General features: G+C 42.5%; 22 protein-coding genes, 2 pseudogenes and 1 riboswitch. Of the genes and pseudogenes, 18 read left to right on the top strand and 6 right to left on the bottom strand.

Annotated elements, in window-relative coordinates:
* Positions 1-2: 2 nt before the first annotated feature.
* The 10 genes from hpaE (at position 3) to A8F95_RS19920 (ending at position 9,827) form a co-directional block, all read left to right on the top strand.
* Positions 3-1,517 carry a 5-carboxymethyl-2-hydroxymuconate semialdehyde dehydrogenase gene (hpaE, locus tag A8F95_RS19880; protein WP_065412148.1) on the top strand — a complete coding sequence of 505 codons (1,515 nt, stop codon included), beginning with the start codon at positions 3-5 and terminating at the stop codon, positions 1,515-1,517.
* A gap of 193 nt (positions 1,518-1,710) precedes the next feature.
* Positions 1,711-3,180: a 4-hydroxyphenylacetate 3-monooxygenase, oxygenase component gene (gene hpaB / locus A8F95_RS19885; RefSeq protein WP_049664218.1), complete on the top strand. Its 1,470-nt coding sequence runs from the start codon at positions 1,711-1,713 to the stop codon at positions 3,178-3,180.
* Between the two features lie 177 nt (positions 3,181-3,357).
* Positions 3,358-4,341, top strand: coding sequence for a 3,4-dihydroxyphenylacetate 2,3-dioxygenase (hpaD, locus tag A8F95_RS19890; protein ID WP_065412149.1), 984 nt, complete (start codon positions 3,358-3,360; stop codon positions 4,339-4,341).
* A gap of 20 nt (positions 4,342-4,361) precedes the next feature.
* Positions 4,362-4,835, top strand: coding sequence for a flavin reductase family protein (locus A8F95_RS19895; RefSeq protein WP_049664212.1), 474 nt, complete (start codon positions 4,362-4,364; stop codon positions 4,833-4,835).
* Positions 4,836-4,861: 26 nt separating this feature from the next.
* On the top strand, positions 4,862-5,758 hold the full coding sequence (locus A8F95_RS19900) for a riboflavin kinase (protein WP_065412150.1): 897 nt from the start codon (positions 4,862-4,864) through the stop codon (positions 5,756-5,758).
* 154 nt (positions 5,759-5,912) lie between these two features.
* On the top strand, positions 5,913-6,704 hold the full coding sequence (locus tag A8F95_RS19905) for a fumarylacetoacetate hydrolase family protein (RefSeq protein ID WP_065412151.1): 792 nt from the start codon (positions 5,913-5,915) through the stop codon (positions 6,702-6,704).
* On the top strand, positions 6,701-7,495 hold the full coding sequence (locus A8F95_RS19910; protein ID WP_065412152.1) for a fumarylacetoacetate hydrolase family protein: 795 nt from the start codon (positions 6,701-6,703) through the stop codon (positions 7,493-7,495). The genes A8F95_RS19905 and A8F95_RS19910 overlap by 4 nt, the downstream gene beginning before the upstream one ends.
* A 15-nt stretch (positions 7,496-7,510) precedes the next feature.
* On the top strand, positions 7,511-7,912 hold the full coding sequence (locus A8F95_RS19915) for a 5-carboxymethyl-2-hydroxymuconate Delta-isomerase (protein WP_065412153.1): 402 nt from the start codon (positions 7,511-7,513) through the stop codon (positions 7,910-7,912).
* A 218-nt stretch (positions 7,913-8,130) separates the two neighbouring features.
* Complete coding sequence (locus tag A8F95_RS23340; RefSeq protein ID WP_331457005.1) at positions 8,131-8,244, top strand: symporter small accessory protein; 114 nt, start codon at positions 8,131-8,133, stop codon at positions 8,242-8,244.
* 5 nt (positions 8,245-8,249) lie between these two features.
* Positions 8,250-9,827, top strand: coding sequence for a sodium:solute symporter family protein (locus tag A8F95_RS19920; RefSeq protein ID WP_065412154.1), 1,578 nt, complete (start codon positions 8,250-8,252; stop codon positions 9,825-9,827).
* Between the two features lie 348 nt (positions 9,828-10,175).
* On the opposite strand, the gene A8F95_RS19925 is transcribed toward A8F95_RS19920, so the two are convergent.
* The gene (locus A8F95_RS19925; RefSeq protein WP_065412155.1) at positions 10,176-10,691 is read right to left on the bottom strand and encodes a hypothetical protein; all 516 of its coding nucleotides are present in this window, start codon (positions 10,689-10,691) and stop codon (positions 10,176-10,178) included.
* Positions 10,692-10,999: 308 nt separating this feature from the next.
* On the opposite strand from A8F95_RS19925, the gene A8F95_RS22740 reads away from it, so the two are divergent.
* Positions 11,000-11,173, top strand: a complete 174-nt coding sequence (locus A8F95_RS22740; RefSeq protein WP_176713770.1) for a hypothetical protein — start codon at positions 11,000-11,002, stop codon at positions 11,171-11,173.
* Between the two features lie 99 nt (positions 11,174-11,272).
* Here A8F95_RS22740 and gsiB read toward each other — a convergent pair whose 3' ends face one another.
* The gene (gene gsiB, locus A8F95_RS19930; protein WP_065412156.1) at positions 11,273-11,671 is read right to left on the bottom strand and encodes a glucose starvation-inducible protein GsiB; all 399 of its coding nucleotides are present in this window, start codon (positions 11,669-11,671) and stop codon (positions 11,273-11,275) included.
* Between the two features lie 97 nt (positions 11,672-11,768).
* Positions 11,769-11,975, bottom strand: a pseudogene (locus tag A8F95_RS19935) (KGG domain-containing protein); the annotation flags it as partial.
* Between the two features lie 269 nt (positions 11,976-12,244).
* Here A8F95_RS19935 and A8F95_RS19940 point away from each other — a divergent pair.
* Positions 12,245-13,708 (top strand): potassium/proton antiporter, encoded by a 1,464-nt coding sequence (locus A8F95_RS19940; RefSeq protein WP_065412158.1) that lies wholly within the window; start codon positions 12,245-12,247, stop codon positions 13,706-13,708.
* A 55-nt stretch (positions 13,709-13,763) separates the two neighbouring features.
* Here A8F95_RS19940 and A8F95_RS19945 read toward each other — a convergent pair whose 3' ends face one another.
* The 3 genes from A8F95_RS19945 to A8F95_RS19955 are packed head-to-tail and all read right to left on the bottom strand — an operon-like array spanning position 13,764 to position 14,417.
* Entirely contained in the window at positions 13,764-13,904 is a 141-nt protein-coding gene (locus tag A8F95_RS19945) for a YvrJ family protein (RefSeq protein ID WP_049664186.1), read from the bottom strand.
* Between the two features lie 60 nt (positions 13,905-13,964).
* Complete coding sequence (locus A8F95_RS19950; RefSeq protein WP_065412159.1) at positions 13,965-14,183, bottom strand: DUF2922 domain-containing protein; 219 nt, start codon at positions 14,181-14,183, stop codon at positions 13,965-13,967.
* A gap of 18 nt (positions 14,184-14,201) precedes the next feature.
* Complete coding sequence (locus A8F95_RS19955) at positions 14,202-14,417, bottom strand: DUF1659 domain-containing protein (RefSeq protein WP_049664179.1); 216 nt, start codon at positions 14,415-14,417, stop codon at positions 14,202-14,204.
* A 193-nt stretch (positions 14,418-14,610) separates the two neighbouring features.
* Between A8F95_RS19955 and A8F95_RS21845 the strand changes: the two genes are divergently transcribed.
* The 6 genes and pseudogenes from A8F95_RS21845 (at position 14,611) to A8F95_RS19985 (ending at position 22,730) form a co-directional block, all read left to right on the top strand.
* Complete coding sequence (locus A8F95_RS21845; RefSeq protein WP_077247470.1) at positions 14,611-15,753, top strand: polysaccharide deacetylase family protein; 1,143 nt, start codon at positions 14,611-14,613, stop codon at positions 15,751-15,753.
* A 62-nt stretch (positions 15,754-15,815) separates the two neighbouring features.
* Positions 15,816-15,930: riboswitch (TPP riboswitch) on the top strand.
* Positions 15,931-16,081: 151 nt separating this feature from the next.
* Complete coding sequence (thiC, locus tag A8F95_RS19965) at positions 16,082-17,866, top strand: phosphomethylpyrimidine synthase ThiC (RefSeq protein ID WP_065412160.1); 1,785 nt, start codon at positions 16,082-16,084, stop codon at positions 17,864-17,866.
* Between the two features lie 18 nt (positions 17,867-17,884).
* Entirely contained in the window at positions 17,885-18,052 is a 168-nt protein-coding gene (locus A8F95_RS19970; protein ID WP_065412161.1) for a serine protease, read from the top strand.
* A gap of 365 nt (positions 18,053-18,417) precedes the next feature.
* Positions 18,418-18,942, top strand: a pseudogene (locus tag A8F95_RS23445) ((Fe-S)-binding protein); the annotation flags it as partial.
* A gap of 178 nt (positions 18,943-19,120) precedes the next feature.
* Positions 19,121-21,508: a 3-hydroxyacyl-CoA dehydrogenase/enoyl-CoA hydratase family protein gene (locus A8F95_RS19980; RefSeq protein ID WP_065412162.1), complete on the top strand. Its 2,388-nt coding sequence runs from the start codon at positions 19,121-19,123 to the stop codon at positions 21,506-21,508.
* A gap of 46 nt (positions 21,509-21,554) precedes the next feature.
* Entirely contained in the window at positions 21,555-22,730 is a 1,176-nt protein-coding gene (locus A8F95_RS19985; protein ID WP_065412163.1) for an acetyl-CoA C-acetyltransferase, read from the top strand.
* Positions 22,731-22,740: the final 10 nt, after the last annotated feature.

Genomic DNA, 22,740 nt, shown 5'->3' on the forward strand with positions numbered 1-22,740 from the left:
TGATGCAAGTACAAGCAGCTGGACAACAAGAGCTAACCCATAAACGAGTAGAGGATGTAAAACTCTATATTGATGGCCAGTTTACAGATGCCGAAGCAGGTGCCACATTTGAAAACATCAATCCATTTACGAATAAGGTAAATAACGTGGTGGCTGAAGGACGTGCTGAAGATATCAACAAAGCAGTAGCAGCTGCAAAAAGAGCGTTTGAAGAAGGGCCATGGGGAAAGATGAAAGTGGCAGAACGCATGAAGTATATCGAACGAATCGCTGATTTGATCGAAGAAAATGCGGAAGAAATTTCTTATTTGGAATCTCTTGATACGGGTCTTCCGATCAGCCAGACGAAGAAACAGGCAGCTCGCGCAGCAGAGAACTTCCGTTTTTATTCTCGCATGGTGCAATCGGTACTGCATGGAGAATCGTACCCAATGGATGATGAATTCATTAATTACACTGTATATAAGCCGCTTGGACCAATCGGGCTCATTACACCATGGAATGCGCCATTTATGCTAGAAACATGGAAAGTTGCTCCGGCTTTGGCAACGGGTAATACAGTGATCCTAAAACCGGCGGAACTATCCCCTTTGACAGCGAACAAACTGGCAGAAGTAATTGATAAAGCGGGCCTTCCAGAAGGTGTGTTCAACATCGTTCACGGCTTCGGAGAAACAGCAGGCGCAACGCTTGTGGCACATCCAGATGTAAAAGCCATTTCCTTTACTGGAGAAACAACAACAGGCTCTGTCATTATTAAGAATTCGGCAGATACGTTAAAGAAAACATCGATGGAACTTGGTGGCAAGTCCCCGCTAATCGTGTTCGATGATGCGGATCTTGACCGCGCTCTTGATGCAGCGGTATGGGGAATCTTCTCCTTTAATGGGGAACGCTGTACAGCGAACTCTCGTCTGTTCCTTCATAAAAACATTAAAGATGAGTTTGCAGAAAAATTAAAGAAACGTGTCATGAATATTAAGATCGGCGATCCAATGGATTCCAAAACACAGCTTGGACCGCTAATTGAAAAAGAACATTTTAATAAAGTTAAAAGCTACATTGAATTGGCTAAAGAAGAAGGCTGTGAAGTGATTCAGGGAGTAGTGCCTGAAGAAGTGAAAGCCGGCAACTTTGTGCCGCCAACACTTTTATTAAATGCCAAAAATGAGATGAGAGTGTGCCAGGAAGAAATCTTCGGGCCAGTTATGGCGGTCATTGAATTTGAAGACGAAGCAGAAGTGGTTAAAGCAGCAAATGATGTGCGTTATGGCCTTGCTGGATACGTGTGGACGAACGACATTAAACGCGGGCATCGTGTAGCCCAGGCAGTAGAAGCCGGCATGATATGGATCAATGCACAAAACGTCCGTGATTTAAGAATTCCATTCGGCGGAATGAAAGACAGCGGTGTCGGTCGAGAAGGCGGACGTTATGCACTCTTTGAATTTTATACAGAACCAAAAATCATTCACGTGGCCATTGGCGATCACCATATCCCGCAATTCGGAAAGTAAACAGAATAATTAAAAGAGAGGGCGCTAAGCCAGCGCCTTCCACTTTGAAGATTGTCTAGTTACAGGCGCTAACGGCTCGAGGTCGTAAGCCAAGCTGACTGCATGGCTGAAAAACGCCAATTCATCAGCCCGTCTTATGCTGGTCGCCGCTGACCGAGCGCCTTCCACTTTCATTAAAAAAGGAGAGAGTTATATGCCAGCTAAAACAGGTAAGGAATACATCGAAAGAGTCGATCAGGCTCAAGCGAACGTCTGGATTGATGGAGAGCAAGTAAAAGGAAAAATCTCCGAGCATCCTGCCTTCAAAGGGGTTATGAAAACACAGGCTGAGTTGTATGATATGCAGCATGATCCAAAGAAAAAGGATTTCATGACGTACGAGTCGCCAACGACTGGGGATCGTGTTGGTACGTCTTTTATCCAGCCAAGAACGAAAGAAGATTTGGAAATGCGCCGCAAAATGATGCAGGAGTGGGCGCGTCATAACAACGGAATGATGGGGCGTTCACCGGATTACATTAATGTTGGAATGATGGCCTACGGATCAGCATCTGAAATGTTCGGCAAGCAAGATCCTTTCTACGCTCAAAATATGTCGAAATATTATGAATACTGTCGAGAGAATGATTTGTCTTTAACGCATACACTTATCCAGCCGCAAGTAAACCGTGGTGTGAATGCTGCTCAGCTGCCAGATCCTTATATCGCAGCCCGCATTAAAGAAAAAACGTCAGAAGGCGTTGTGATTAAAGGAGCTAGATTACTGGCTACTCAAGGCGGCATTACAGATGAAATCATGGTATTCCCGTCTACCTTGTTAAAACAAGCGGAAGAAGAAAACCCTTATGCTTACGCTTTCTCTATTCCAAATAATACGCCTGGGTTAAAGTTCATCTGCCGTGAATCCTTCGATTACGGAAAGTCTAATTTTGACCATCCGCTTGGCTCACGCTTTGAGGAAATGGATACGATCGTTGTCTTTGACGATGTGGTAGTTCCGTGGGATCGCGTCTTTGCACTCGGTGATGTTGGCGTTTGTAACCAGGCCTATAACGAAAGTAATGCGGTCGTTCATATGACGCACCAAGTCGTTTCGAAAAACGTGGCAAAAACAGAGTTTATCCTCGGCTTAGTTCAGCTCATGATTGAAACGATTAACATTGGCCAATATCAGCACGTTCAAGAGAAAGCTTCTGAAATCATTATAGCGTTAGAAACAGTCAAGTCTTACGTAGCAGCGGCAGAAGCGAATGCCAAAGTTGATAAATGGGGTATCATGACACCGGACTTCACGCCATTGAACATTGCTCGCAACTACTATCCGAAGATCTACCCGCGCTTTAGTGAAATTATGCAATTGCTCGGTGCCAGCGGCTTAATGGCGATTCCAAACGAAGCAGACTTTAATTCAGAGCTCCGTCCGGATCTCGATAAATACTTACAGTCCGCTACTGGAAACGCTTACGATCGTGTGAAGTTGTATCGTCTAGCATGGGATGTCTGCATGAGTGCCTTTGGTACAAGACAAACATTGTATGAGCGCTTCTTCTTCGGAGATCCAGTGAGAATGGCAAGTGCCTTGTATAACGGCTATGACAAGCAAGAGTATGTAGATCGCGTAAAAGAGTTTTTAGACCGTTCTGAAGAGCTTGTTCAAAAATAATTCGCAAGCAAATTCTGCTGTACACAATGTCAGGCTCGTTGAGAAGGCTTTTCTTTCAAGACGAAATCTGGATGAGAATCAGGATGATGCAGATAGGTGAAGAGGGAAGAAAGCATGTTTCAACAGCCTGAATAAAAGATGACGATTCTTACAAGTGAAAAAAGGGAGGCAAGGGCAATGGATTTTAATATTATCCGCATTGCAAGAACAGTACTGAATGTAAAGGATCTTGAGCGCTCAAGAAAATTCTATGTAGATGCTTTAGGATTTATTGAAACAGAAACAAAGGATGACTGCATCTATTTAAGAGGCTTAGAAGAGCATGTTCATCACAGCTTAGTGTTGAAGAAGTCTGAAAAAGTCGGTGTTCACGCACTTGGTTATAAAGTAGAGAAGGAAGAAGATCTTGACAAGCTGGCAGCACTTTTCCAATCAAAAGGATTGAAAACAAAGTGGCTAGAAGAAGGTACACAGTATGCACTTGGACGTGCGCTTCATGTACATGACGTATCTGGCCTGCCGCTTGAATTCTTCTGCAAAATGGATAAAGCAGAGCGTCTGCTTCAGCGTTATGACCTTTATAAAGGAGCAAGAATTCAACGGATCGACCACGTGAACTGTGCTGTGGCGGACGTTCAAAAGGCATACGATTTCTTCATTAACGAATTAGGATTTGCCTGCTCAGAATATACAGCAACGGAAGATGAAAGCATTTGGGCAGCTTGGCTGCATCGCAAGCCAAGCGTTCATGACCAGGCGTTCATGAATGGAGAAGGTCCGCGGCTTCACCACTTTGCTTATTGGCTGCCAGATCCTTTAGCTTTGATTCATTGCTGTGACGTTCTTGCTTCCCTTGGATATGCGGACAGTATCGAACGCGGACCAGGCCGTCATGGTTTGTCTAACGCTTTCTTCTTATATTTAAGAGATCCAGACGGTCACCGTATTGAACTGTATAACGGAGACTACTTAACAAGTGATCCTGATTTTGAACCAATTCGCTGGGATTTAAATGATCCTCGCCGCCAAACATTCTGGGGAGCTAAAGCACCGGATAGCTGGTTCAATGAAACATCTCCATTCTTAGATATCGAAACAGGAGAATATGTGAAAACAGAAGCAGCGAAGCTTGAACAAAAGAAACCTGAATTTATCATTTAACGTAACGGGAGGAACACAGGATGGATGATCGTTTATTTCGCAACGCCATGGGGAAATTCGCGACAGGCGTCACAGTGATTACGACCGAGTTGGATGGAGAAGCACACGGCATGACGGCGAATGCCTTCATGTCCGTGTCACTCAATCCGAAGCTCGTCTTAATTTCAATTGGTGAAAAAGCAAAAATGCTTGAGAAAATCAATGAATCTGGCAAATTTGCTGTCAACATTTTAGCGGCGGAGCAACAGGAAGTGTCTATGCTGTTCGCTGGCCAGATTAAGGAAAAGCGCGAGGCAGAATTTGATCGCATTCAGGATGTGCCAGTCATTAAAGATGCGCTTGCCAATGTGGTTTGTAATGTTTATTCAAAGCAAGTAGCCGGAGATCATACACTGTTCATCGGTGAAGTGCAGGACATTGTCTTACGGGAAGGGTCACCGCTTACTTTCTTTGAAGGAAAATACGGCCAGCTTGCAGAAGGCCAGCTTGCTTAAGTAAAACGAAAGGGGACGTGCAACTGATGGAAACGATTCACATTGAATATCCAAACCAAATTCCCACACAAGCTGGATCAGCTCCTTGTGTACTGGCACTCGGTTTTTTCGACGGAGTCCATATCGGGCATCGCGGCATTCTTGAGGCAGCAAAAGCAGCAGCAAGAAAAAAGGGATATCAATTCAACGTTATGACTTTTTTTCCTCATCCGAAAGATATTCTCTTTCCGGACCAGGGGCCTATGACTTACTTGACGCCGCTGCCAGTAAAAGAAGAGCGTTTTCAGGAACTTGGTGTTGATCAATTATTCATTGTGAAATTTACTCCGGACTTTGCAAAGTTATCCCCTGAAGATTTTATTGAACACTATATTATGGGGCTTCACTGCAAACATGTAGTGGCCGGATTTGACTATCACTATGGCCATAAAGGAAAAGGCAACATGGAAACACTCACCGAAGCAGGACGAGGCAAGTTTGAAGTGACAACAGTTCAGAAAATTGAACAGCAAGCTCAAAAAATCAGTTCGACAGCGGTCCGTGAGTTGTTAGCTGCTGGGAAAGTAGAGTGTGCTTCAGAGTTGCTCGGCTATGCTTACGAGGTGAGAGGTGAAGTAAAGCAAAACTCTTTATTCTATAAGAACCATCAATTTATCAAGGCGGATATTGCGGAAGAGTACCGCTTGCCAAAGCTGGGTGTGTACCGCGTGGAAGCAGAAATAGAGGGCCGGGTGTATGAAGGTGTTTGCCATCAGATGTCTATAACAGACCGTCAGCCGTCTTTGCTTATTCAGCTGAAAGATTGTTTCACCGATACGTACGGAAAAAAAGTAAACATCAAATGGCTGAAATACATGTTTGGCAAGCAAAGTGAAACCTCTGAAGTGAGTGACTATATTCAACGAGATGAAATGGTCATTTAATGGCCGCTTGGTTAATAAATAAAAGAGAAACTAGGGGAGCAGTCATATGTCTCCCCTTTCACCCTGTCCAGAATTTCTTTATAAAAAAGTTCTGTTCACAAAGTTCCATGAAGAAAAGGGCTAGAAAGAATATTGCCAAAGGAGTGGAAGAAAGATGATAACAGCAAACGTGAAATTTCAAGGCACGCTGCAATCAGATGAAATTAATGTGAAACTGACGGAAGGTGTCATTGAAAAAGAAGGTCAGTCATTCAGCTTTGAACAATTAGCTGTTGATGCACCGGTTTCCGGAACGGTTTATGGCACGCTTTTAAACTATAAAGGAGCTTTGGAAGCACTGGGAGAGGCGGTGAATGAAGCGCCTTATAAAGCAGCTCCTAAAGCACCTATTCTTTACATTAAGCCAGCTAACACGATTAATAGCCATAATCGGCCGATTCTACTTCCAGAAGGAGTTGAAGCGCTTGAAATGGGAGCGGCACTTGGTATTGTTATTGGCCGTACAGCTACACGGGTAAGTGAAGAAGAGGCACTGGACTATGTAGCGGGCTATACGGTGGTGAATGACGTCAGCATTCCACATGAAAGCGTCTATCGCCCGGCAATCCGCCAAAAAGCACGCGATGGCTTTTGTCCAATCGGCCCATGGATCGTAAAGCGGGAAGCGGTTCAACATCCTGATCAGGTACATACACGCGTATATATTAATGGAGAATTGCGTCAAGAAAATACAACAGCAAACTTAATTCGCCCAGTTGCTAAATTATTGGCAGACGTAACAGATTTCATGACGCTGCGCGTCGGGGATACGCTTCTTGTAGGTGTTCCTGAAGAGGCACCGCTTGCTAAAGCGGGAGATGTTGTCCGTATTGAAATAGAGGGAGTAGGCGTGCTAGAAAATACGATTGTACCTGAAAAAGAACCAGCAGAGGGGGGCTTAAAATGAAGAGAGCGAAAGTGGCTTATGCAGGAGCGATTCATGAAGCTGTGGAGAAAGACGGCCGCTTACAGCTAAATGATGGCCGGATTGTCGAAGAACAAAATGTTGTATGGCTTCCGCCAGTAGAACCGAGAACTGTCTTTGCTTTAGGGTTGAATTATGCCGACCATGCTGCGGAGCTTTCTTTTAAAGCACCAGAAGAGCCTCTTGTTTTCTTAAAAGGGCCAAACACCTTTATTGGACATCGAGGACAGACGCGGCGGCCAGCAGACGTTGACTACATGCATTATGAATGTGAGCTTGCTGTTGTCATTGGCCGCCCGGCACGGAATGTGAAACGAGAAGAGGCCTATGAATATGTATCAGGTTATACCGTCGCTAATGATTACGCCATCCGCGACTATTTAGAAAACTACTATCGTCCAAATTTACGAGTGAAAAACCGGGATACATGTACACCAATTGGCCCTTGGTTCGTTGATAAAGCAGCTGTTCAGGATCCAATGAATTTGACATTGAGAACGTATGTAAATGGAGAGCTCACGCAAGAAGGCAACACGAAAGATATGGTTTTTGATATTCCTTATTTAATTGAATACTTGAGCAGCTTTATGACATTGAATGAGGGAGACATCATTTTAACAGGTACACCGAAAGGGTCGGTTGATACAAAAGTTGGGGATGAAGTCATTACGGAAATCGAAGGGATCGGCCGCCTGGTGAATACTATTGTTGGAGATGAAACCTTTGGCATCAAGGAGACTTCTAAAAAGGTAACGTCTCAGCAGACAACATAAAAGGGGGAGACCTGCATGCCGCATTTCATTATTGAATATACGGATAATATTAAAGCAGAGGCGGATATTCCGGCTCTGCTCAAGAAAATCAATCAAACGCTTATTTCCTATGGTGATGTGTTTCCAATTGGGGGCATTCGTTCAAGAGCTATTGAACTGCAAGATTATTTCATTGCTGATGGGACAGAAGATGATGCCTTTGTCCATGCTGCGTTGAAAATTGGCGCAGGCCGCTCTGAAGAAGTAAAAAAAGCGGTGTGTGATGAATTGTTTGCCGTTATAAAAAAACATTTCGCTGATCTTTTCGCTAAGCGTTATTTAGCACTGTCTATGGAGCTAATCGAATTTAGTGAGGCGGGCACGTATAAACAGAATAATATCCATGCTCGTTACAAAAAAACAGCTTCAGGAAAGTAGAATGAGACACATACGAAAGAGCTGAGAGCGCAGGCAGAGTGATCAGGCTGATTGATAGTTGTCTTTCGAGATGCAAACCTAACGAATAGCAGAGTGCCCATGAGGAGCATAAGCATGGCAGGCGAGCAAGGAAGAAAGCGGGCATTTATCAACAGCCTGAAAGCTTATTATAGCTTCTTTTCATTTTCGAAGAGGCAGAATAAAAGGAGGAAGTCGTCATGTTTGGTATGGAAGATCCAATCATTGCTTTTGCTTGGATTGGCACCATTTTATCGATGGTTGGCTGTGTTGTCTTTGGGGCAGTTATGTGGAATCGCGGAGAAGAGGAGTGAGGTAAGTGAATTTTGCTATATTAATCCCGATACTTTTACTTTACTTGGGCATCATGTCGGCACTTGCCTATTATGGTTATAAAACAACAAGGTCGGAAGCGGATTACTTAGTCGGAGGAAGAGGCATTAATCCTACTGTTATGGCGCTTTCTTACGGAGCCACTTTTATCAGTACTTCTTCTTTAATTGGTTTTGGCGGTGTAGCATCCTTATATGGCTTTGGTCTGCTATGGCTTTGCTTTTTAAATATTGTGTTCGGTGTTTTTGTTTCCTTTGTCTTCTTTGGGACGCGCATTCGAAAAGTGTCTGAGCAGCTGGAGGCTTACACATTTGCTGAGCTTTTAGGAAAGCGCTATCAGTCGAAATTCATCACTGTTTTTTCTGGTATTATTATTTTTGTCCTAATGCCGGCTTATACGAGCATTGTTTTAGTTGGGGGAGGGCGCTTTCTGCAAGAAACCCTTTCGATGAATTATAATGTGGCACTGTTGGTATTAGCCGTTATTGTCGGTTTTTATGTGTTAAGCGGCGGGATTAAAGCCGTTATGTATACCGATGCTTTTGCAGCCATTGTTATGTTTGTTGGGATGGCTATCTTCTTGTTTATGGGCTACAAAGCAGTAGGGGGCGTCATAGCTGGACATGCCGGCTTAACGGCAATGAAGGATCTCGTTCCCCAGTCCTTAGTGGAACAAGGACACCGCGGCTGGACTTCGATGCCGGAACTGGGTTCTCCCATTTGGTGGACGTTAGTCAGCACAATTGTTATGGGAGTGGGAATTGGTGTGTTGGCGCAGCCTCAGCTTGTCATGCGCTTCATGACGGTTAAGAATAATCAGGCTCTATACCGTTCAGTCATTGTGGGCGGAGTCTTCATTTTCTTCATGACGGGTGCCGCTTTTATGCTTGGACCGATCAGTAATCTTTACTTCCACGAGCATGTAGGAAAGCTTTCTATAGAGGCAGCGAAAGGAAATGTAGACCTCGTGATCCCTGCTTTGATTAATCACTTAATGCCAGAATGGTTCGTTTACTTATTTACTTTGACATTGTTATCAGCAGCCATCTCAACGATCAGCTCTCTTATACACTTACAAGGGTCTGCCTTTGGACAAGACATTTTGAAGAGTTTTGGGGTTACATCATTTTTTGGAATCGATGCTTCCCGCATTGGTGTATTAATTGGGATTGTAGCAGCTGTTGTGTTGTCTTATGTATTGCCGGGAGGGGTTATCGCACAGGCGACGGCTTTCTGGTTTGGCATATGTGCAGCCGGCTTTTTACCTGTTATGATTGGAGCGTTCTTTTGGAAAGGTTCCACAAGAGCAGGAGCAAAAGCAAGTATGATCGTTGGTTTCGCCATCAGTATTTTAGGATTTATCTTCTTGCATGAAAAGGAAGCAGCTGTTCTAGGGCTATCCAAAGCTTTATTCGGAAAAGATACGCTATTAGCTTATCCGATGACACATGTTGACCCTTTATTTTATGCGCTGCCGTTATCTGCTATCGTCTTCGTCATTGTAAGCTTGCTTACGAAAAAAGAAACAGCAACAGGAGAACAGCACGAAGAACAAGCTGGGTAATAGTTCAATAAATAAGATAGAGTAATCCCCTTTAAGTAGAATGCAACACTACTTGAAGGGGATTTAATTATTGATATGGCAAACTTGGAGTGTAAAGCAAGCGGTGTAGAAGGAGGAGGCCTTTAGCTAAAAGCTCTGTTAATGGTAAATGTTATTTTTTAGTTTTAATAGTTGATTAGAGTGGAAGGCGGCGATTTTAGCGGGAAAAACGTCTGCCTGTAGCAAAAATCAGCAACCAACTGCAAAAGAGCCTATCTAAAAGACGACCAGCCCTTTTATAAAAAGATCTGATCGTCATAAAGAAGGAATGGTATTAATGAGTAACAATAACGATTTTAGAAAAAGTTCTTATTTCACTACTTTTTTAAGAACCTTTGTTTTAATACTTGTTCTAATATTGCCCATTTTTTGGGTGCTGCTTTTTGGCATCGAAGTCTTAATAGATGAAGCTTTGCTGTCCCACTCTTTAACTGAAATTAAACCATCTTGAGTAAAAACGTGAACCTTTTTATTTTTTTTAGCTAATTTTTCAATTTTTTTAGCAGCTTGTTGAGATTTTACAGTTTCAGCTACTCCTACTCCTGTGATAAAAGGCCCGACTCCCGGAATAAAACCTGCCGCCGCCCACGCAACAGAAGCTTTCCAGCTAGAATTTAATTTAGAAGCATAAATGGCTGCATCTTTTGGACCCATAAATAAATCAATCCCGCGAGACTTACTGCTGTGTCCACCACCAGAGTATACAGACTCGGCTGCTACATAGGCTTTTTTAGGGCTTGCTGCTTCTGCTGAATGGTTGCTGACAAAAGAGAAGCAGAGCATAAATAAACTTATGATACAAAGAACCTGAAGGGTTTTTTTCATAGAAATGTACTCCTTTTTTCAAAGTTTAATAGGAAAATATATTCTTCTTGATGATGACGAATTTTATCATTATTGTAAATATTGCTAAAACAAAATGATAGAATCATACTAAAAGAGCGAATAAATTTTATGAGAAGAGCTTGATTATTAGTAATAAAGTGCAGTTTCCTGAAACTTCTTTTTTTGGTTTAATATGAAAAAGGATAATAAGATAGGTATTAGTTACTTGGTGAACTAAAAATGTAGAAGCATGAAATATGCAAGTGAAATGGAACAGACCATTGTGTTAAGGAGGGGGAGAAAGACAAATGGATAAGAAAAAATATTTTATTCTTTTGCTGCCAGCACTTATATTGCTAATCATACTAGTTTGTTATCTGCCTGCTGGAATGAAGCAGTATGCGATCATGGTACCTTTAGTATTTTGGGCTATTTATTACGGCTGGATACATATGGAGAGAAAGCATAACAGATCGTCATGAGATGTTGAGAACGAAATAGGAATGAAAAAAACGAGTGAACCTATTAAGGTTCACTCGTTTTTTGATTATTCACTTCTAGCTTTTCTAACTAAAAGTTAATTAGTCATTATCGCGTTGCTGAGCGCGGGCATTTCCGCCTTTTTCACCGATTTCTTCATAGAAATCCCGGTCGTGGTTTTCAGAAGTAGCTTCTCCACCTTTGCGTCCAATTTCTTGGTAGAATTCTTTATCATGATTTTCAGAAGTAGCTTCTCCGCCTTTACGTCCAATTTCTTGATAGAAGTCTTTATCATGGTTTTCAGCCGTAGTTTCTCCGCCCTTGCGTCCAATTTCTTGATAGAATTCTTTATCGTGGTTTTCGGCAGTAGCTTCTCCGCCTTTACGTCCAATTTCTTGGTAGAATTCTTTGTCATGGTTTTCAGCAGTAGCTTCTCCGCCTTTACGTCCAGCTTCTTCTACACTCATTTTTCTTTCGTTGTTTTCATTGTTGTTTGCCATTTTATCCAGCTCCTTTTTTAATTTAATGAATCATGTGGTTTATATTACCTTTTTATAAACTAATTAAACATTTATTTTTTTAATTTTATTCGTTAGATTCTCTTTGTTCAGCGCGGGCATTTCCGCCTTTTTCGCCAATTTCTTCATAGAATTCTTTACCATGTTTTTCAGCCGTGGCTTCTCCGCCCTTGCGTCCGATTTCTTGGTAGAATTCTTTATCATGGTTACGGGCAGTAGCTTCTCCGCCTTTGCGTCCAGCTTCTTCCACACTCATTTTCTTATCGTTATTATTGTTGTTTGCCATTTTGTATCCTCTCCTTAAAGTGGAATATTTGTTGTACGCTTCTTATATAGCCTCTTTAAATTAGTTAAAAACATATAATTATATAAAACGTAAAAACTCCTACTTTTAGCGTGAGTAAAAATATTTGTTTCCTTAAAATGTATAAATATATGTTTGGGATGAAAGGAATGGTGGTAAACACCAATTTCTTTTTGATAGGTTTATTTTAGGGGAAATGTGGATGTATTATAAGGTAAGAAGAGATATTATTTTCTGAAAAGGAGAGTGCGATGAATTTTACGATTGAAAACATTGTGTTAGCTTTTTCTATTCTTTTGTTAGTTGGTGTCATAAGTGCTAAGTTTTCTACTAGACTCGGATTGCCATCACTCGTGTTGTTTATTGCGGTCGGCATGGTATTAAACCAGTTTGTCTTCTTTGATAATGCCTGGCTCGCGCAATTGATTGCAACGGTGGCGCTCGTCATCATTTTATTTGAAGGCGGTTTGCAGACAAAGTGGAAAAGCGTGAAGACGGTGTACAAACCATCTTTATCGCTTGCTACCCTTGGGGTGATTGCTACTACAATCACAATGGGAATGGCCGCAAAATTTGTGCTTGATTTAACATGGGCAGAAGGTATTCTCGTCGGTGCGATTGTTGGATCGACTGATGCCGCCGCTGTTTTTAGTGTTCTTGGAAGTAAAAATGTGAAGCCTAAGTTGACAACCGTGCTTGAAGCAGAGTCAGCCTCTAATGACCCAATGGCGATTTTCTTGACAATTAGTTTAATTCAAGTGATTCAATCTCCTTCATTTGAACCTCTTACCCTCATTTTAAGTTTTTTCTGGCAAATGGGGCTCGGACTCATCCTCGGTATTTTGTTCGGTGTCATCTCTGTTTGGTTGATTAATAAGATTAATCTCGACTCCTCTGGTCTTTATCCGGTTTTATCTATCGCTCTATCTATTTTTGCGTTTAGTACGGTTACCATTATGAATGCGAGCGGATTCTTAGCTGTTTACGTAATGGCCATTGTCATTGGAAATGCTGATTTAACTTATCGCCATTCTATTCTTGGGTTTAATGAGGGAATGGCATGGGTGATGCAGATGGTCATGTTTATGATTTTAGGTCTTCTTGTTTTTCCGAAGGATCTGCTTGATGTGGTATGGCAAGGGATCACATTGGCTATTTTCCTTATGGTGGTAGCTCGTCCAGTCGGGGTTTTTGTCAGTTTGCTTTTTTCAAAAATAAATGTAAAAGAAAAGCTCTTTATTTCCTGGGCTGGTTTGAAAGGGGCCGTTCCGATCATTCTTGGAACCTATCCCTTGGTGGAAGAACTTGAGCACGGGCAGCTCATGTTTAATGTTGTTTTCTTCGTTGTGCTTTTATCCACTGTCATTCAAGGAACGACCATTTCTAAAGCGGCTGAACTGCTCAGGGTGGCTGGAGCAGGAAAGAGGTCACAGTCACCGCATAGCCTAGAGTTGATTTCAATCGGTAAAACAAATAGTGAAATGGTAGAAGTACGCATCCTGGAAGAATCGCCGGCAGCTAATAAACCAATTCAGGAAATTGATTTGCCGCCAAAAACATTAATTACAGCCGTCATACGTGACGATCAGCTGATTACTCCAGAAGGCGCTACAAGACTTTTTCCGGAAGATGTCCTATATGTATTAGTAAAGAAAGATAAGAAAAGGGAATTGAAGAAAGTGATGGTGAAAAGAGAAGAAGGCCAACACAGATGAGTGAGAAGGTTGGCCAGGACGAAAAGGACAGCATGCTTTTGCACGCTGTCCCTTCTTATGAGCCCCGCATTTTCTCAGGCAATGTTTGGATTGATTGAATAACGCCGTCCAGCTTTGTCTCAATTCGATATAACAAATAAAAGGTAACGGCAACCGGAAATCCTACCTCCTGAATAAAAGGCATAATTTGCTCCATTTTTTCTCCTCCTATAGAAGAAAGGAAAGCCAGTCTTCTAGCTTTCCTTTCTTCTGCTCATTAGCTGATGGGAATGGTTTCGACGCTTCGATCGACGAGGCTAGCGCCTTTAATGCCTGTGAAAGCTCCCGATGTGGAATTAAATACATTTGCTTCCACTATCGCTGCCATAGACTGTTTCACGATTAAAGGATCAATCGGCTCTTTCGGATTTTCAATGGATAGGCTAGCTGTTTTTCCAAGCTCTGTCGTAAATTGCAGTTGAAGTGTTTTGGCCATCGCTTATTTTCCTCCTAATTAATAGATTTCAAAATAATCATTTCGGGCAATGGTGACAAGCGGGGTGTCAGTTAAAGCGGCAATAGCTGCTCCGGCTGTTTCTAATTCGTCGGCCGTTGCTTTTTCATCCACATTAGTAAACGTTTTTGTTTTATAAAGCGGTTTTCCATCGCGATTGAATCCATGGTCGAATACAAGACTTAAGGTAGATTTGACTAGTATTGTTTGTGCCAACGGGATCACCTCCTTTCACTCTTTACATACAGAAAAAGAGTGATAAGGGTCACTTTTTTGCATAAACTTTATTGAGTAATATTTTTAATATTTTTGTAACAAAAGAAAAAGATGTGTATTATAATGGAGAAAAATAGAAAAATAGAAAAATAGAAAAATAGAAAAACCTTAGTGGGGAAAAAGGGGTAAGAGGATGAAAAGAAGATTCATGCTTATGTGTAGTTTGGTGTTGTTCTTTATTTGTGCAGGCGGCATGCCAGCTTATGCAGCTGAAAAGAAAAATATCTATATAGGACTTCATGATAAGATGCTTCCGTTTACTACCGGAGAAGCGTTTATGATTAAGGGGCAGGCGGTTGCTCCATCAGAAAAACTAGCGCACTACTTATATATCAAACAGACGGTTAATGAGAAAGAAGGAGTTTACACATTTGAAAAAAACGGACAGCAATTAAAAATTAACACCAAAACGAACACAGCCTTGCTGAACGGAAAAGCGGCTGCTCCCGCTGTTACCTATACGGAAAATGGGCGTTTTTATATCGGTATTCGTTGGCTTGCGGAGCAGTTTGGCTTTCAAGTAGATTACTTGAGCCAGCGCAGCACTGTCCGAATTTATACAAAGGTTGGCGCGAAGCTATCCAATCAAGAGTTTTTAACAGAAAATCAATCGTTTTTTGATCGATTTAACAGCGATTCGCCAGCTAAGACTCCAACGGTTTATGTTACATTTGATGATGGTCCTAGTCCTCAATCGGCCAGTATTCTAAACACCCTTGCTTCTTATCAAGTAAAAGCGACGTTTTTCTATGTCGAGCCTAATATTGCAAGATATGGAGTTGCTGCTAATAGAGCAGCAGCAGAAGGGCACTATCTTGGTTTACACAGTGTAACGCATAAAGTAAATCCGCTGTACAATTCACCTCAAAGCTTTATCGGTGAAATGGACCAAACGAATGGAACATTGAAAAAAATTACCGGCCAATCTTCGGTCCTAGTTCGCGCTCCATTCGGCAGTTCTCCTTATTTAAAACAGCCTTTTCGTGATGCGATGGCTAAAAGAGGCTACAAGTTATGGGATTGGGATATAGATAGTGAGGACTGGAAGTATAATGCTAGTTCCAAAGCCCGAGTTTTACAAAATATCCAAGCTGGAATTGCTCAGCAAAAGAAGAGAGGCGACCAGCACGTTGTGATTTTATTGCACGAGAAAAAAATCACTGCAGAAATGCTTCCGCAAATTCTTGATTATTTAAAGAAGCAAGGCTATCAATTTCAAGCCTATTCCCCATCCGCTCATGTCGTACAAAACTTTTGGAAGGATACGAGATTATAAAAAAATTCTGAAAATACAGTTGATTTTACTGTGCATTCACGTATAATAGAATTAAATTGAATAGTTATAACTAGGGGAGTCCAATGAGCTGGGCTGAGAAAGAAACGCATTGAAGTTTCTTGACTCTTGGGACCTGATCTGGTTCATACCAGCGTGGGGAAGTTAGAACAATTTCTTGTGTAATGACTACTTCTGCATACATATTAGCCGGGTCCATCCATTTATTGGACACCGGCTTTTTTGTGTATGTACATCCATTACTTTTCCACATGTTATGCATCCATCTCGTCCTAAAACGATTAAAACGTTAAAAGGGAGAGATTTTTTTATGTCTACGTCTTCATTAAGCGAAAAAAACATTTCCATCATGTCTAGCTTTACCGGAAGCAAAAAAGTGTATATTCAAGGCTCACGTCCAGATGTAAGAGTGCCGATGCGTGAAATTGAATTAAGCCCAACGACTGGTACATTTGGAGAAGAGAAAAATCCGCCAATACGTGTCTATGATACGAGCGGTCCGTATACAGATCCTGATTATTCTATTGATATTACGAAAGGACTGCCAGCTATTCGCAGCCCGTGGATTCAAGAGCGTAATGACACCGAGGGGTATCGAGGAAGAGAGATTAAGCCCGAAGACAATGGCTACAAGGAGCAAAATGACCCGCGGGCTAATCATCAAGTGTTCCCTGGCTTAAAGCGTCAGCCGCTGCGCGCAAAGAAAGGAAAAAATGTCACACAGCTTCACTATGCTAAAAAGGGCATCATCACCCCTGAGATGGAGTTCATCGCTTTAAGGGAAAATATGTCACCTGAATTTGTGCGTCAAGAAGTAGCAAGAGGCCGGGCGATTATTCCGGCAAATATTAATCACCCTGAAATTGAACCAATGATTATCGGTCGTAATTTTCATGTGAAAATCAATGCAAATATTGGCAACTCTGCTGTTTCTTCTTCTATTGAAGAAGAAGTAGAGAAAATGACATGGGCGACTCGATGGGGAGCCGATAATATTATGGATCTGTCTACAGGGAAGAATATTCATACGACGCGTGAATGGATTATCCGTAATTCTCCTGTTCCGGTTGGAACCGTTCCTATTTACCAGGCACTTGAAAAAGTGAACGGTGTAGCAGAAGATCTCACGTGGGAAGTATACCGGGATACATTGATTGAGCAGGCAGAGCAGGGAGTAGATTATTTTACTATTCATGCAGGTGTTCTTTTACGTTACGTTCCGTTAACAGCTAAGCGTGTAACGGGTATTGTTTCCCGCGGTGGCTCTATCATGGCACAATGGTGTTTATATCACCACAAAGAAAACTTTTTATATACTCACTTTGAAGAGATTTGCGAGATTATGAAAACATACGATATTTCCTTCTCTTTAGGGGATGGATTGCGTCCGGGGTCCATCGCGGATGCGAATGATGAAGCGCAATTTGCTGAATTGGAGACACTCGGCGAGCTAACGAAAGTCGCTTGGGAGCATGATGTTCAAGTAATGGTAGAAGGTCCAGGTCACGTGCCTATGCACTTGATTAAAGAAAATATGGACAAGCAGCTTGAAGTTTGCCAGGAGGCTCCGTTTTATACATTGGGTCCATTGACGACTGATATTGCTCCTGGTTATGACCATATTACTTCTGCGATTGGAGCGGCCATGATTGGTTGGTACGGCACTGCCATGCTTTGCTATGTTACGCCAAAGGAGCATTTGGGATTGCCGAATCGGGATGACGTGCGCACGGGTGTAGTCACGTATAAGATTGCCGCACATGCTGCTGATCTAGCTAAAGGGCATCCAGGCGCTCGCAAGAGAGATGACGCTTTATCAAAGGCACGATTTGAGTTCCGCTGGAGAGACCAATTTAATTTATCTCTAGATCCAGAGCGAGCTTTGGAATATCATGACGAAACGCTGCCTGCGGAAGGGGCAAAAACGGCTCATTTCTGCTCGATGTGCGGGCCGAAGTTTTGCAGCATGAGAATTTCACAAGATATTCGCAATTATGCAAAGGAAAATGAATTGGATACAGCTGAAGCGATCACAAAAGGAATGAATGAGAAGGCGGAAGAATTCAAAAAAGCTGGCAGCCGCATTTATCAATAGCGATCAGGAGGGATAGAGATGAATATTCATAAAATTGAAGAGGAAATCGACCAACTAAAAGCAAAGCTTCTGTTCCTGCAAAATCGTGTAAGAGTGATTCAACAAAACTGTGATCATCGTTTTAAAGGCGATCAATATTATGAAACTTGTATGAAATGCAAGAAAGTGAATGTGCTGTATTATTAATAGTCTAGATGGAGAGGACAAATTTTTGAGCGGCCGGGTGATTCCGGTCGTTTTTTTAGGATGAGAGAAGACTTTATGAGAGGGGGCTATGCGGGTGGGCACCGCACAGCCGTGTGCATATTATTCTTTCTGATGAGAGAACAGCAACGGGACAAGTATGCTGCTCACGTATTCATCATATTTTAATTGAGAATGAATGTCAACTATAATTGATAATGATTTTCAAATTCAACAAGTGGATGATGGTTGAAAAAGGATATAATCTTTTGCTTAAATATTTTATTTTTAAAATATTTAGACTTTTATATTGTAATAATAGATGATAATGGCTTAATAAAAAACACTTCTACAAAGATGGTGGCAAGGTGAAAGTCAGTTTATTTATTACGTGTCTAGTAGATATATTCTACACAAATGTTGGAAAGAGCGTGGTACAGGTATTAGAGAGAGCCGGCTGCCAATTATCATTCCCCGAAGGGCAGGTATGCTGTGGACAGCCTGCTTATAACAGCGGATATGTGGAAGATTCGAAGGCTGCCATGAAAAATATGATCCACACATTTGAAGAAGCAGAATATGTAGTCGCGCCTTCAGGATCATGCGCGGCCATGTTTAAAGAGTATCCGCATATTCTTGGAGGCGATCCTTTTTGGGAATTGAAGGTAAGGGAGCTTGCGGCCAAAATCTATGAATTTACTGAATTTCTGGTAGATATATTAAAAGTGGAAAATATCGGAGCGAAACTAAATGGAAAAGCAACGTACCATCCTTCTTGTCATACCTGTATTAACTTTATAACGGGGCCAAGTAACTCTGCTGATATTGAAATGAACCTTGTCATCGGTGTACACAGACCTGTAAAAACCGCGTACATTCTGATCCATGATTGTTAAACGTTTAGAAAACTGCTGTTTGTTTAGTATGGGCAGCAGTTTTTGGATTTCTGTAATGAAGTTTGAAAATTTTAATTTTTCCCTTTTTTATCGTTGCACCAATTGAAAGGTTGGGTTATATTAGTAATAGAAATAATGAATGAGCATTCATTCAAAGATGTGAAGGGGGAAAATCATGTTGGTTCAGCATATTCAAAAAGCTGCCGTTTTAGGTTCAGGCGTAATGGGTTCAGGCATTGCTGCTCATTTGGCGAATATCGGCATTCCGACTTTATTATTAGATATTATTCCGCGAGAGCTCACAAAAGAAGAGGAAGCGAAAGGTTTTACGCTAAACGATCCAGAAATCAGAGATAAATACGCTGCCGGCGCTTTAAAAAAGCTGTTAAAACAAAAGCCTGCTCCGCTCACATCCAAGGAAAATCTACAGTTTATTACAGCGGGAAATTTAGAGGATGATCTAGAAAAGTTGAAGGACGTTGACTGGATCATCGAGGTTGTCATAGAAAATTTAAATGTGAAAAAGCAAGTGTTTGAAACGATAGAGAAACACCGTAAACCGGGCAGTATTATTAGCTCCAACACATCGGGTATATCCATCGAGGCGATGGCAGAAGGACGTTCAGAAGAGTTCCGCCGTCATTTTCTTGGTACACACTTCTTTAACCCGCCGCGTTACTTGAAGCTGCTCGAAATTATTCCAACGAAGGATACTGCTCCAGAAGTTCTCGAATATATGAAGGCATTTAGTGAAGATATTCTCGGCAAAGGAGTGGTCATCGCTAAAGATACTCCTAACTTTATTGCCAATCGGATTGGAACGTACGGCTTATTGAAAACGGTTCAAGAAATGACGACTTCGGGACTATCAGCCGGTGAAGTAGATTCGATTACCGGCCCATTGATTGGCCGTCCTAAAAGTGCGACATTCCGCACGCTCGATGTAGTCGGTCTTGACACTTTTATTCATGTGGCTAACAACGTCTATGAACAGGTGGAGGGCGAAGAAAAGCAAGTATTCGACGTACCTGAATTTATGAAGAAAATGTGTGATAACGGCTGGATTGGTGCTAAAAGTGGTCAAGGCTTCTTTAAAAAGGAAGGTAAAACAATTTTGGAGCTTAACCCGGAAACAATGGAGTACGGTGAGCGTAAAAAAATGAAAACGGCTTCAATCGAACTGGCGAAGCAGCAAAAAGGTTTATCAGCAAAATGGAAAACATTGATCTATAGCGATGACAAAGCTGGCCATTTCTTATGGAGGATTATCGCACCAGTATTAGTCTATTCAGCTCGTCTGACAGGTGAGATTGCTGATGATATTGTCTCCATTGACCGAGCGATGAAATGGGGATTTGGCTGGGAGCAAGGACCTTTTGAAATATGGGATGCGATCGGTTTACAGTCCTCCCTGCAGAAGATGGAAGCAGAAGGATTAGCTGTTCCATCCTGGGTGAAAGAAATGGCTGCAAGTGGCCATGTCTCATTCTATAAAGAAGAAAATGGTGAAACATACTTTTATCATAACGGCGACTATCAGAAAGTCCCAGTCAGTGAAAAAGTGATCGATTTAAAAAAGCTGAAGAAGCAAGGGAAAGTTCTTAAAAAGAACAGTGGAGCAAGCTTAATTGACATTGGGGACGACATTGTTCTACTAGAATTTCATTCACCGAACAATGCCATTGGAGCAGATATCGTTCAAATGATCAATTACGCGGTAGAGGAAACAGAGAAACATTATAAAGGCCTTGTCATTGGCAATCAAGGGAAGAACTTCTGTGTCGGCGCTAATCTAGCCATGATTTTGCTGGAGGCACAGGACGACAACCTTTGGGAAATAGAAATGGTCGTAAGAGGCTTCCAGCAGGCGATGATGAAGGTGAAGTATTCGAGTAAACCAGTCGTGGCGGCTCCGTTTTCTATGACGCTTGGCGGCGGTGCAGAGGTTTGTCTGCCGGCAGCACATATACAGGCAAGTTCAGAAACATACATGGGCCTTGTAGAAGTTGGAGTCGGACTTATCCCAGGCGGCGGTGGAAATAAGGAGCTGTACATTAAACATTTAGAGAAGATGGTGAATGGTGTGCAAGTTGATTTACAGGCAGTCGCCAACAAGGTATTTGAAACGATTGCCATGGCTAAAACGTCGACATCAGCGGCGGAAGCAAGAGAGAATAACTTTTTATCAAAAGCAGACGGTATCAGCACCAATAGTGACCACCTGCTTCATGATGCAAAACAGGCGGCTTTGTATCTCTATGAAAATGGTTATCGGGCGCCAAGAAGAAAGAAAGTCCCAGTTGTAGGGGAAACAGGCTATGCTGCTTTGCTTTTAGGAGCGCGTTCCATGTTGAAATCAGGCTTTATTTCCGAACATGACTTTAAAATTGCCTCCAAACTGGCCTATGTGATCGCTGGAGGAAAGCTGCCATTTGGAACAGAGGTGGAGGAAGACTATTTACTTGATCTTGAACGGGAAGCGTTCCTGAGCTTAATCGCCGAGTCGAAATCACAGCAGCGTATGCAGCATATGCTCGTTAAAGGCAAGCCATTGCGTAACTAATCAACTCTTTTATTCTATAGATGAAAAAGCAAAGGGGAGAAAGCTGATGAAAGAAGCGGTGATCGTTGCCGGTGCCAGAACACCGGTCGGGCGCGCAAAAAAAGGCACACTTGCCACGGTTCGCCCAGATGATTTAGGTGCGATTGCAGTGAAGGAAACCGTCAAGCGCGCAGGGAACTATGAAGGGGAAATTGATGACTTAATTATGGGTTGTTCCATGCCAGAAGCAGAGCAAGGGCTGAATATGGCGCGCAACATCGGGGCACTTGCTGGTCTTTCTTATACTGTGCCAGCTGTCACCATTAATCGTTATTGTTCCTCGGGATTGCAAGCTATTGCATATGCGTCAGAGCGGATTATGGTGGGGCAGGCAGAGACCATTATTGCGGGGGGAGCAGAATCTATGAGTCTCGTGCCGGTCATGGGTCACGTTGTCCGTCCGAATCTTCGCATCGCTGAAGAAATGCCCGAATATTATATGAGCATGGGGCATACAGCGGAAGAGGTAGCGAAGAAATATGGCATCACACGTGAAGAACAGGATGCTTTTGCTGTTCGAAGCCATCAACGTGCTGCACAGGCGATTGCAGAAGGGAAATTTGCTGATGAAACGGTTCCGGTAGAAGTAACGCTTCGCCACATAGGACCGGATCGTAAGCTTGTAGAAAAGAAGATACAGTTTATACAAGATGAAGGGGTTCGTCCGGGAACGAATATGGAGGTGCTGTCCAAACTGCGTCCGGCTTTCTCTGCAACAGGCACCGTTACCGCAGGGAACTCCTCGCAAACAAGCGATGGTGCAGCAGCCGTTATGGTAATGGAACGGGAAAAGGCAGAAGCGCTCGGCCTAAAGCCGATGGCGAAATTTCGATCATTTGCTGTTGGCGGCGTGCCGCCAGAAATCATGGGAGTCGGACCGGTGGTGGCTATTCCAAAAGCGTTGAAGTTTGCTGGCCTGATACTTTCTGATATTGGGCTCATTGAATTGAATGAAGCCTTTGCTTCACAGTCTATCCAAGTCATTAGGGAAATGGGGCTTGATGAAGAGAAGGTAAATGTCAACGGTGGGGCTATTGCTCTTGGACACCCGCTTGGCTGTTCGGGGGCCAAATTAACATTAACACTACTGCACGAAATGAAACGTCGTGGGGAACAGTTTGGGATGGTCTCCATGTGCATTGGCGGGGGTATGGGAGCAGCCGGCGTATTCGAGCTCTTATAAAAGAAACGAA

Origin of the sequence: Pseudobacillus wudalianchiensis, from assembly GCF_001685015.1 — a bacterium.
In the GTDB taxonomy this organism is placed as follows: domain Bacteria; phylum Bacillota; class Bacilli; order Bacillales; family Domibacillaceae; genus Pseudobacillus; species Pseudobacillus wudalianchiensis.

Bases quoted from the DNA above. Each gene is read 5' to 3' on its own strand.
- hpaE (WP_065412148.1), top strand. From the start codon at position 3: ATGCAAGTACAAGCAGCTGGACAACAAGAGCTAACCCATAAACGAGTA.
- hpaB (WP_049664218.1), top strand. From the start codon at position 1,711: ATGCCAGCTAAAACAGGTAAGGAATACATCGAAAGAGTCGATCAGGCT.
- hpaD (WP_065412149.1), top strand. From the start codon at position 3,358: ATGGATTTTAATATTATCCGCATTGCAAGAACAGTACTGAATGTAAAG.
- A8F95_RS19895 (WP_049664212.1), top strand. From the start codon at position 4,362: ATGGATGATCGTTTATTTCGCAACGCCATGGGGAAATTCGCGACAGGC.
- A8F95_RS19900 (WP_065412150.1), top strand. From the start codon at position 4,862: ATGGAAACGATTCACATTGAATATCCAAACCAAATTCCCACACAAGCT.
- A8F95_RS19905 (WP_065412151.1), top strand. From the start codon at position 5,913: ATGATAACAGCAAACGTGAAATTTCAAGGCACGCTGCAATCAGATGAA.
- A8F95_RS19910 (WP_065412152.1), top strand. From the start codon at position 6,701: ATGAAGAGAGCGAAAGTGGCTTATGCAGGAGCGATTCATGAAGCTGTG.
- A8F95_RS19915 (WP_065412153.1), top strand. From the start codon at position 7,511: ATGCCGCATTTCATTATTGAATATACGGATAATATTAAAGCAGAGGCG.
- A8F95_RS23340 (WP_331457005.1), top strand. From the start codon at position 8,131: ATGTTTGGTATGGAAGATCCAATCATTGCTTTTGCTTGGATTGGCACC.
- A8F95_RS19925 (WP_065412155.1), bottom strand. From the start codon at position 10,691: ATGAAAAAAACCCTTCAGGTTCTTTGTATCATAAGTTTATTTATGCTC.
- A8F95_RS22740 (WP_176713770.1), top strand. From the start codon at position 11,000: ATGGATAAGAAAAAATATTTTATTCTTTTGCTGCCAGCACTTATATTG.
- gsiB (WP_065412156.1), bottom strand. From the start codon at position 11,671: ATGGCAAACAACAATGAAAACAACGAAAGAAAAATGAGTGTAGAAGAA.
- A8F95_RS19940 (WP_065412158.1), top strand. From the start codon at position 12,245: ATGAATTTTACGATTGAAAACATTGTGTTAGCTTTTTCTATTCTTTTG.
- A8F95_RS19945 (WP_049664186.1), bottom strand. From the start codon at position 13,904: ATGGAGCAAATTATGCCTTTTATTCAGGAGGTAGGATTTCCGGTTGCC.
- A8F95_RS19950 (WP_065412159.1), bottom strand. From the start codon at position 14,183: ATGGCCAAAACACTTCAACTGCAATTTACGACAGAGCTTGGAAAAACA.
- A8F95_RS21845 (WP_077247470.1), top strand. From the start codon at position 14,611: ATGAAAAGAAGATTCATGCTTATGTGTAGTTTGGTGTTGTTCTTTATT.
- thiC (WP_065412160.1), top strand. From the start codon at position 16,082: ATGTCTACGTCTTCATTAAGCGAAAAAAACATTTCCATCATGTCTAGC.
- A8F95_RS19970 (WP_065412161.1), top strand. From the start codon at position 17,885: ATGAATATTCATAAAATTGAAGAGGAAATCGACCAACTAAAAGCAAAG.
- A8F95_RS19980 (WP_065412162.1), top strand. From the start codon at position 19,121: ATGTTGGTTCAGCATATTCAAAAAGCTGCCGTTTTAGGTTCAGGCGTA.
- A8F95_RS19985 (WP_065412163.1), top strand. From the start codon at position 21,555: ATGAAAGAAGCGGTGATCGTTGCCGGTGCCAGAACACCGGTCGGGCGC.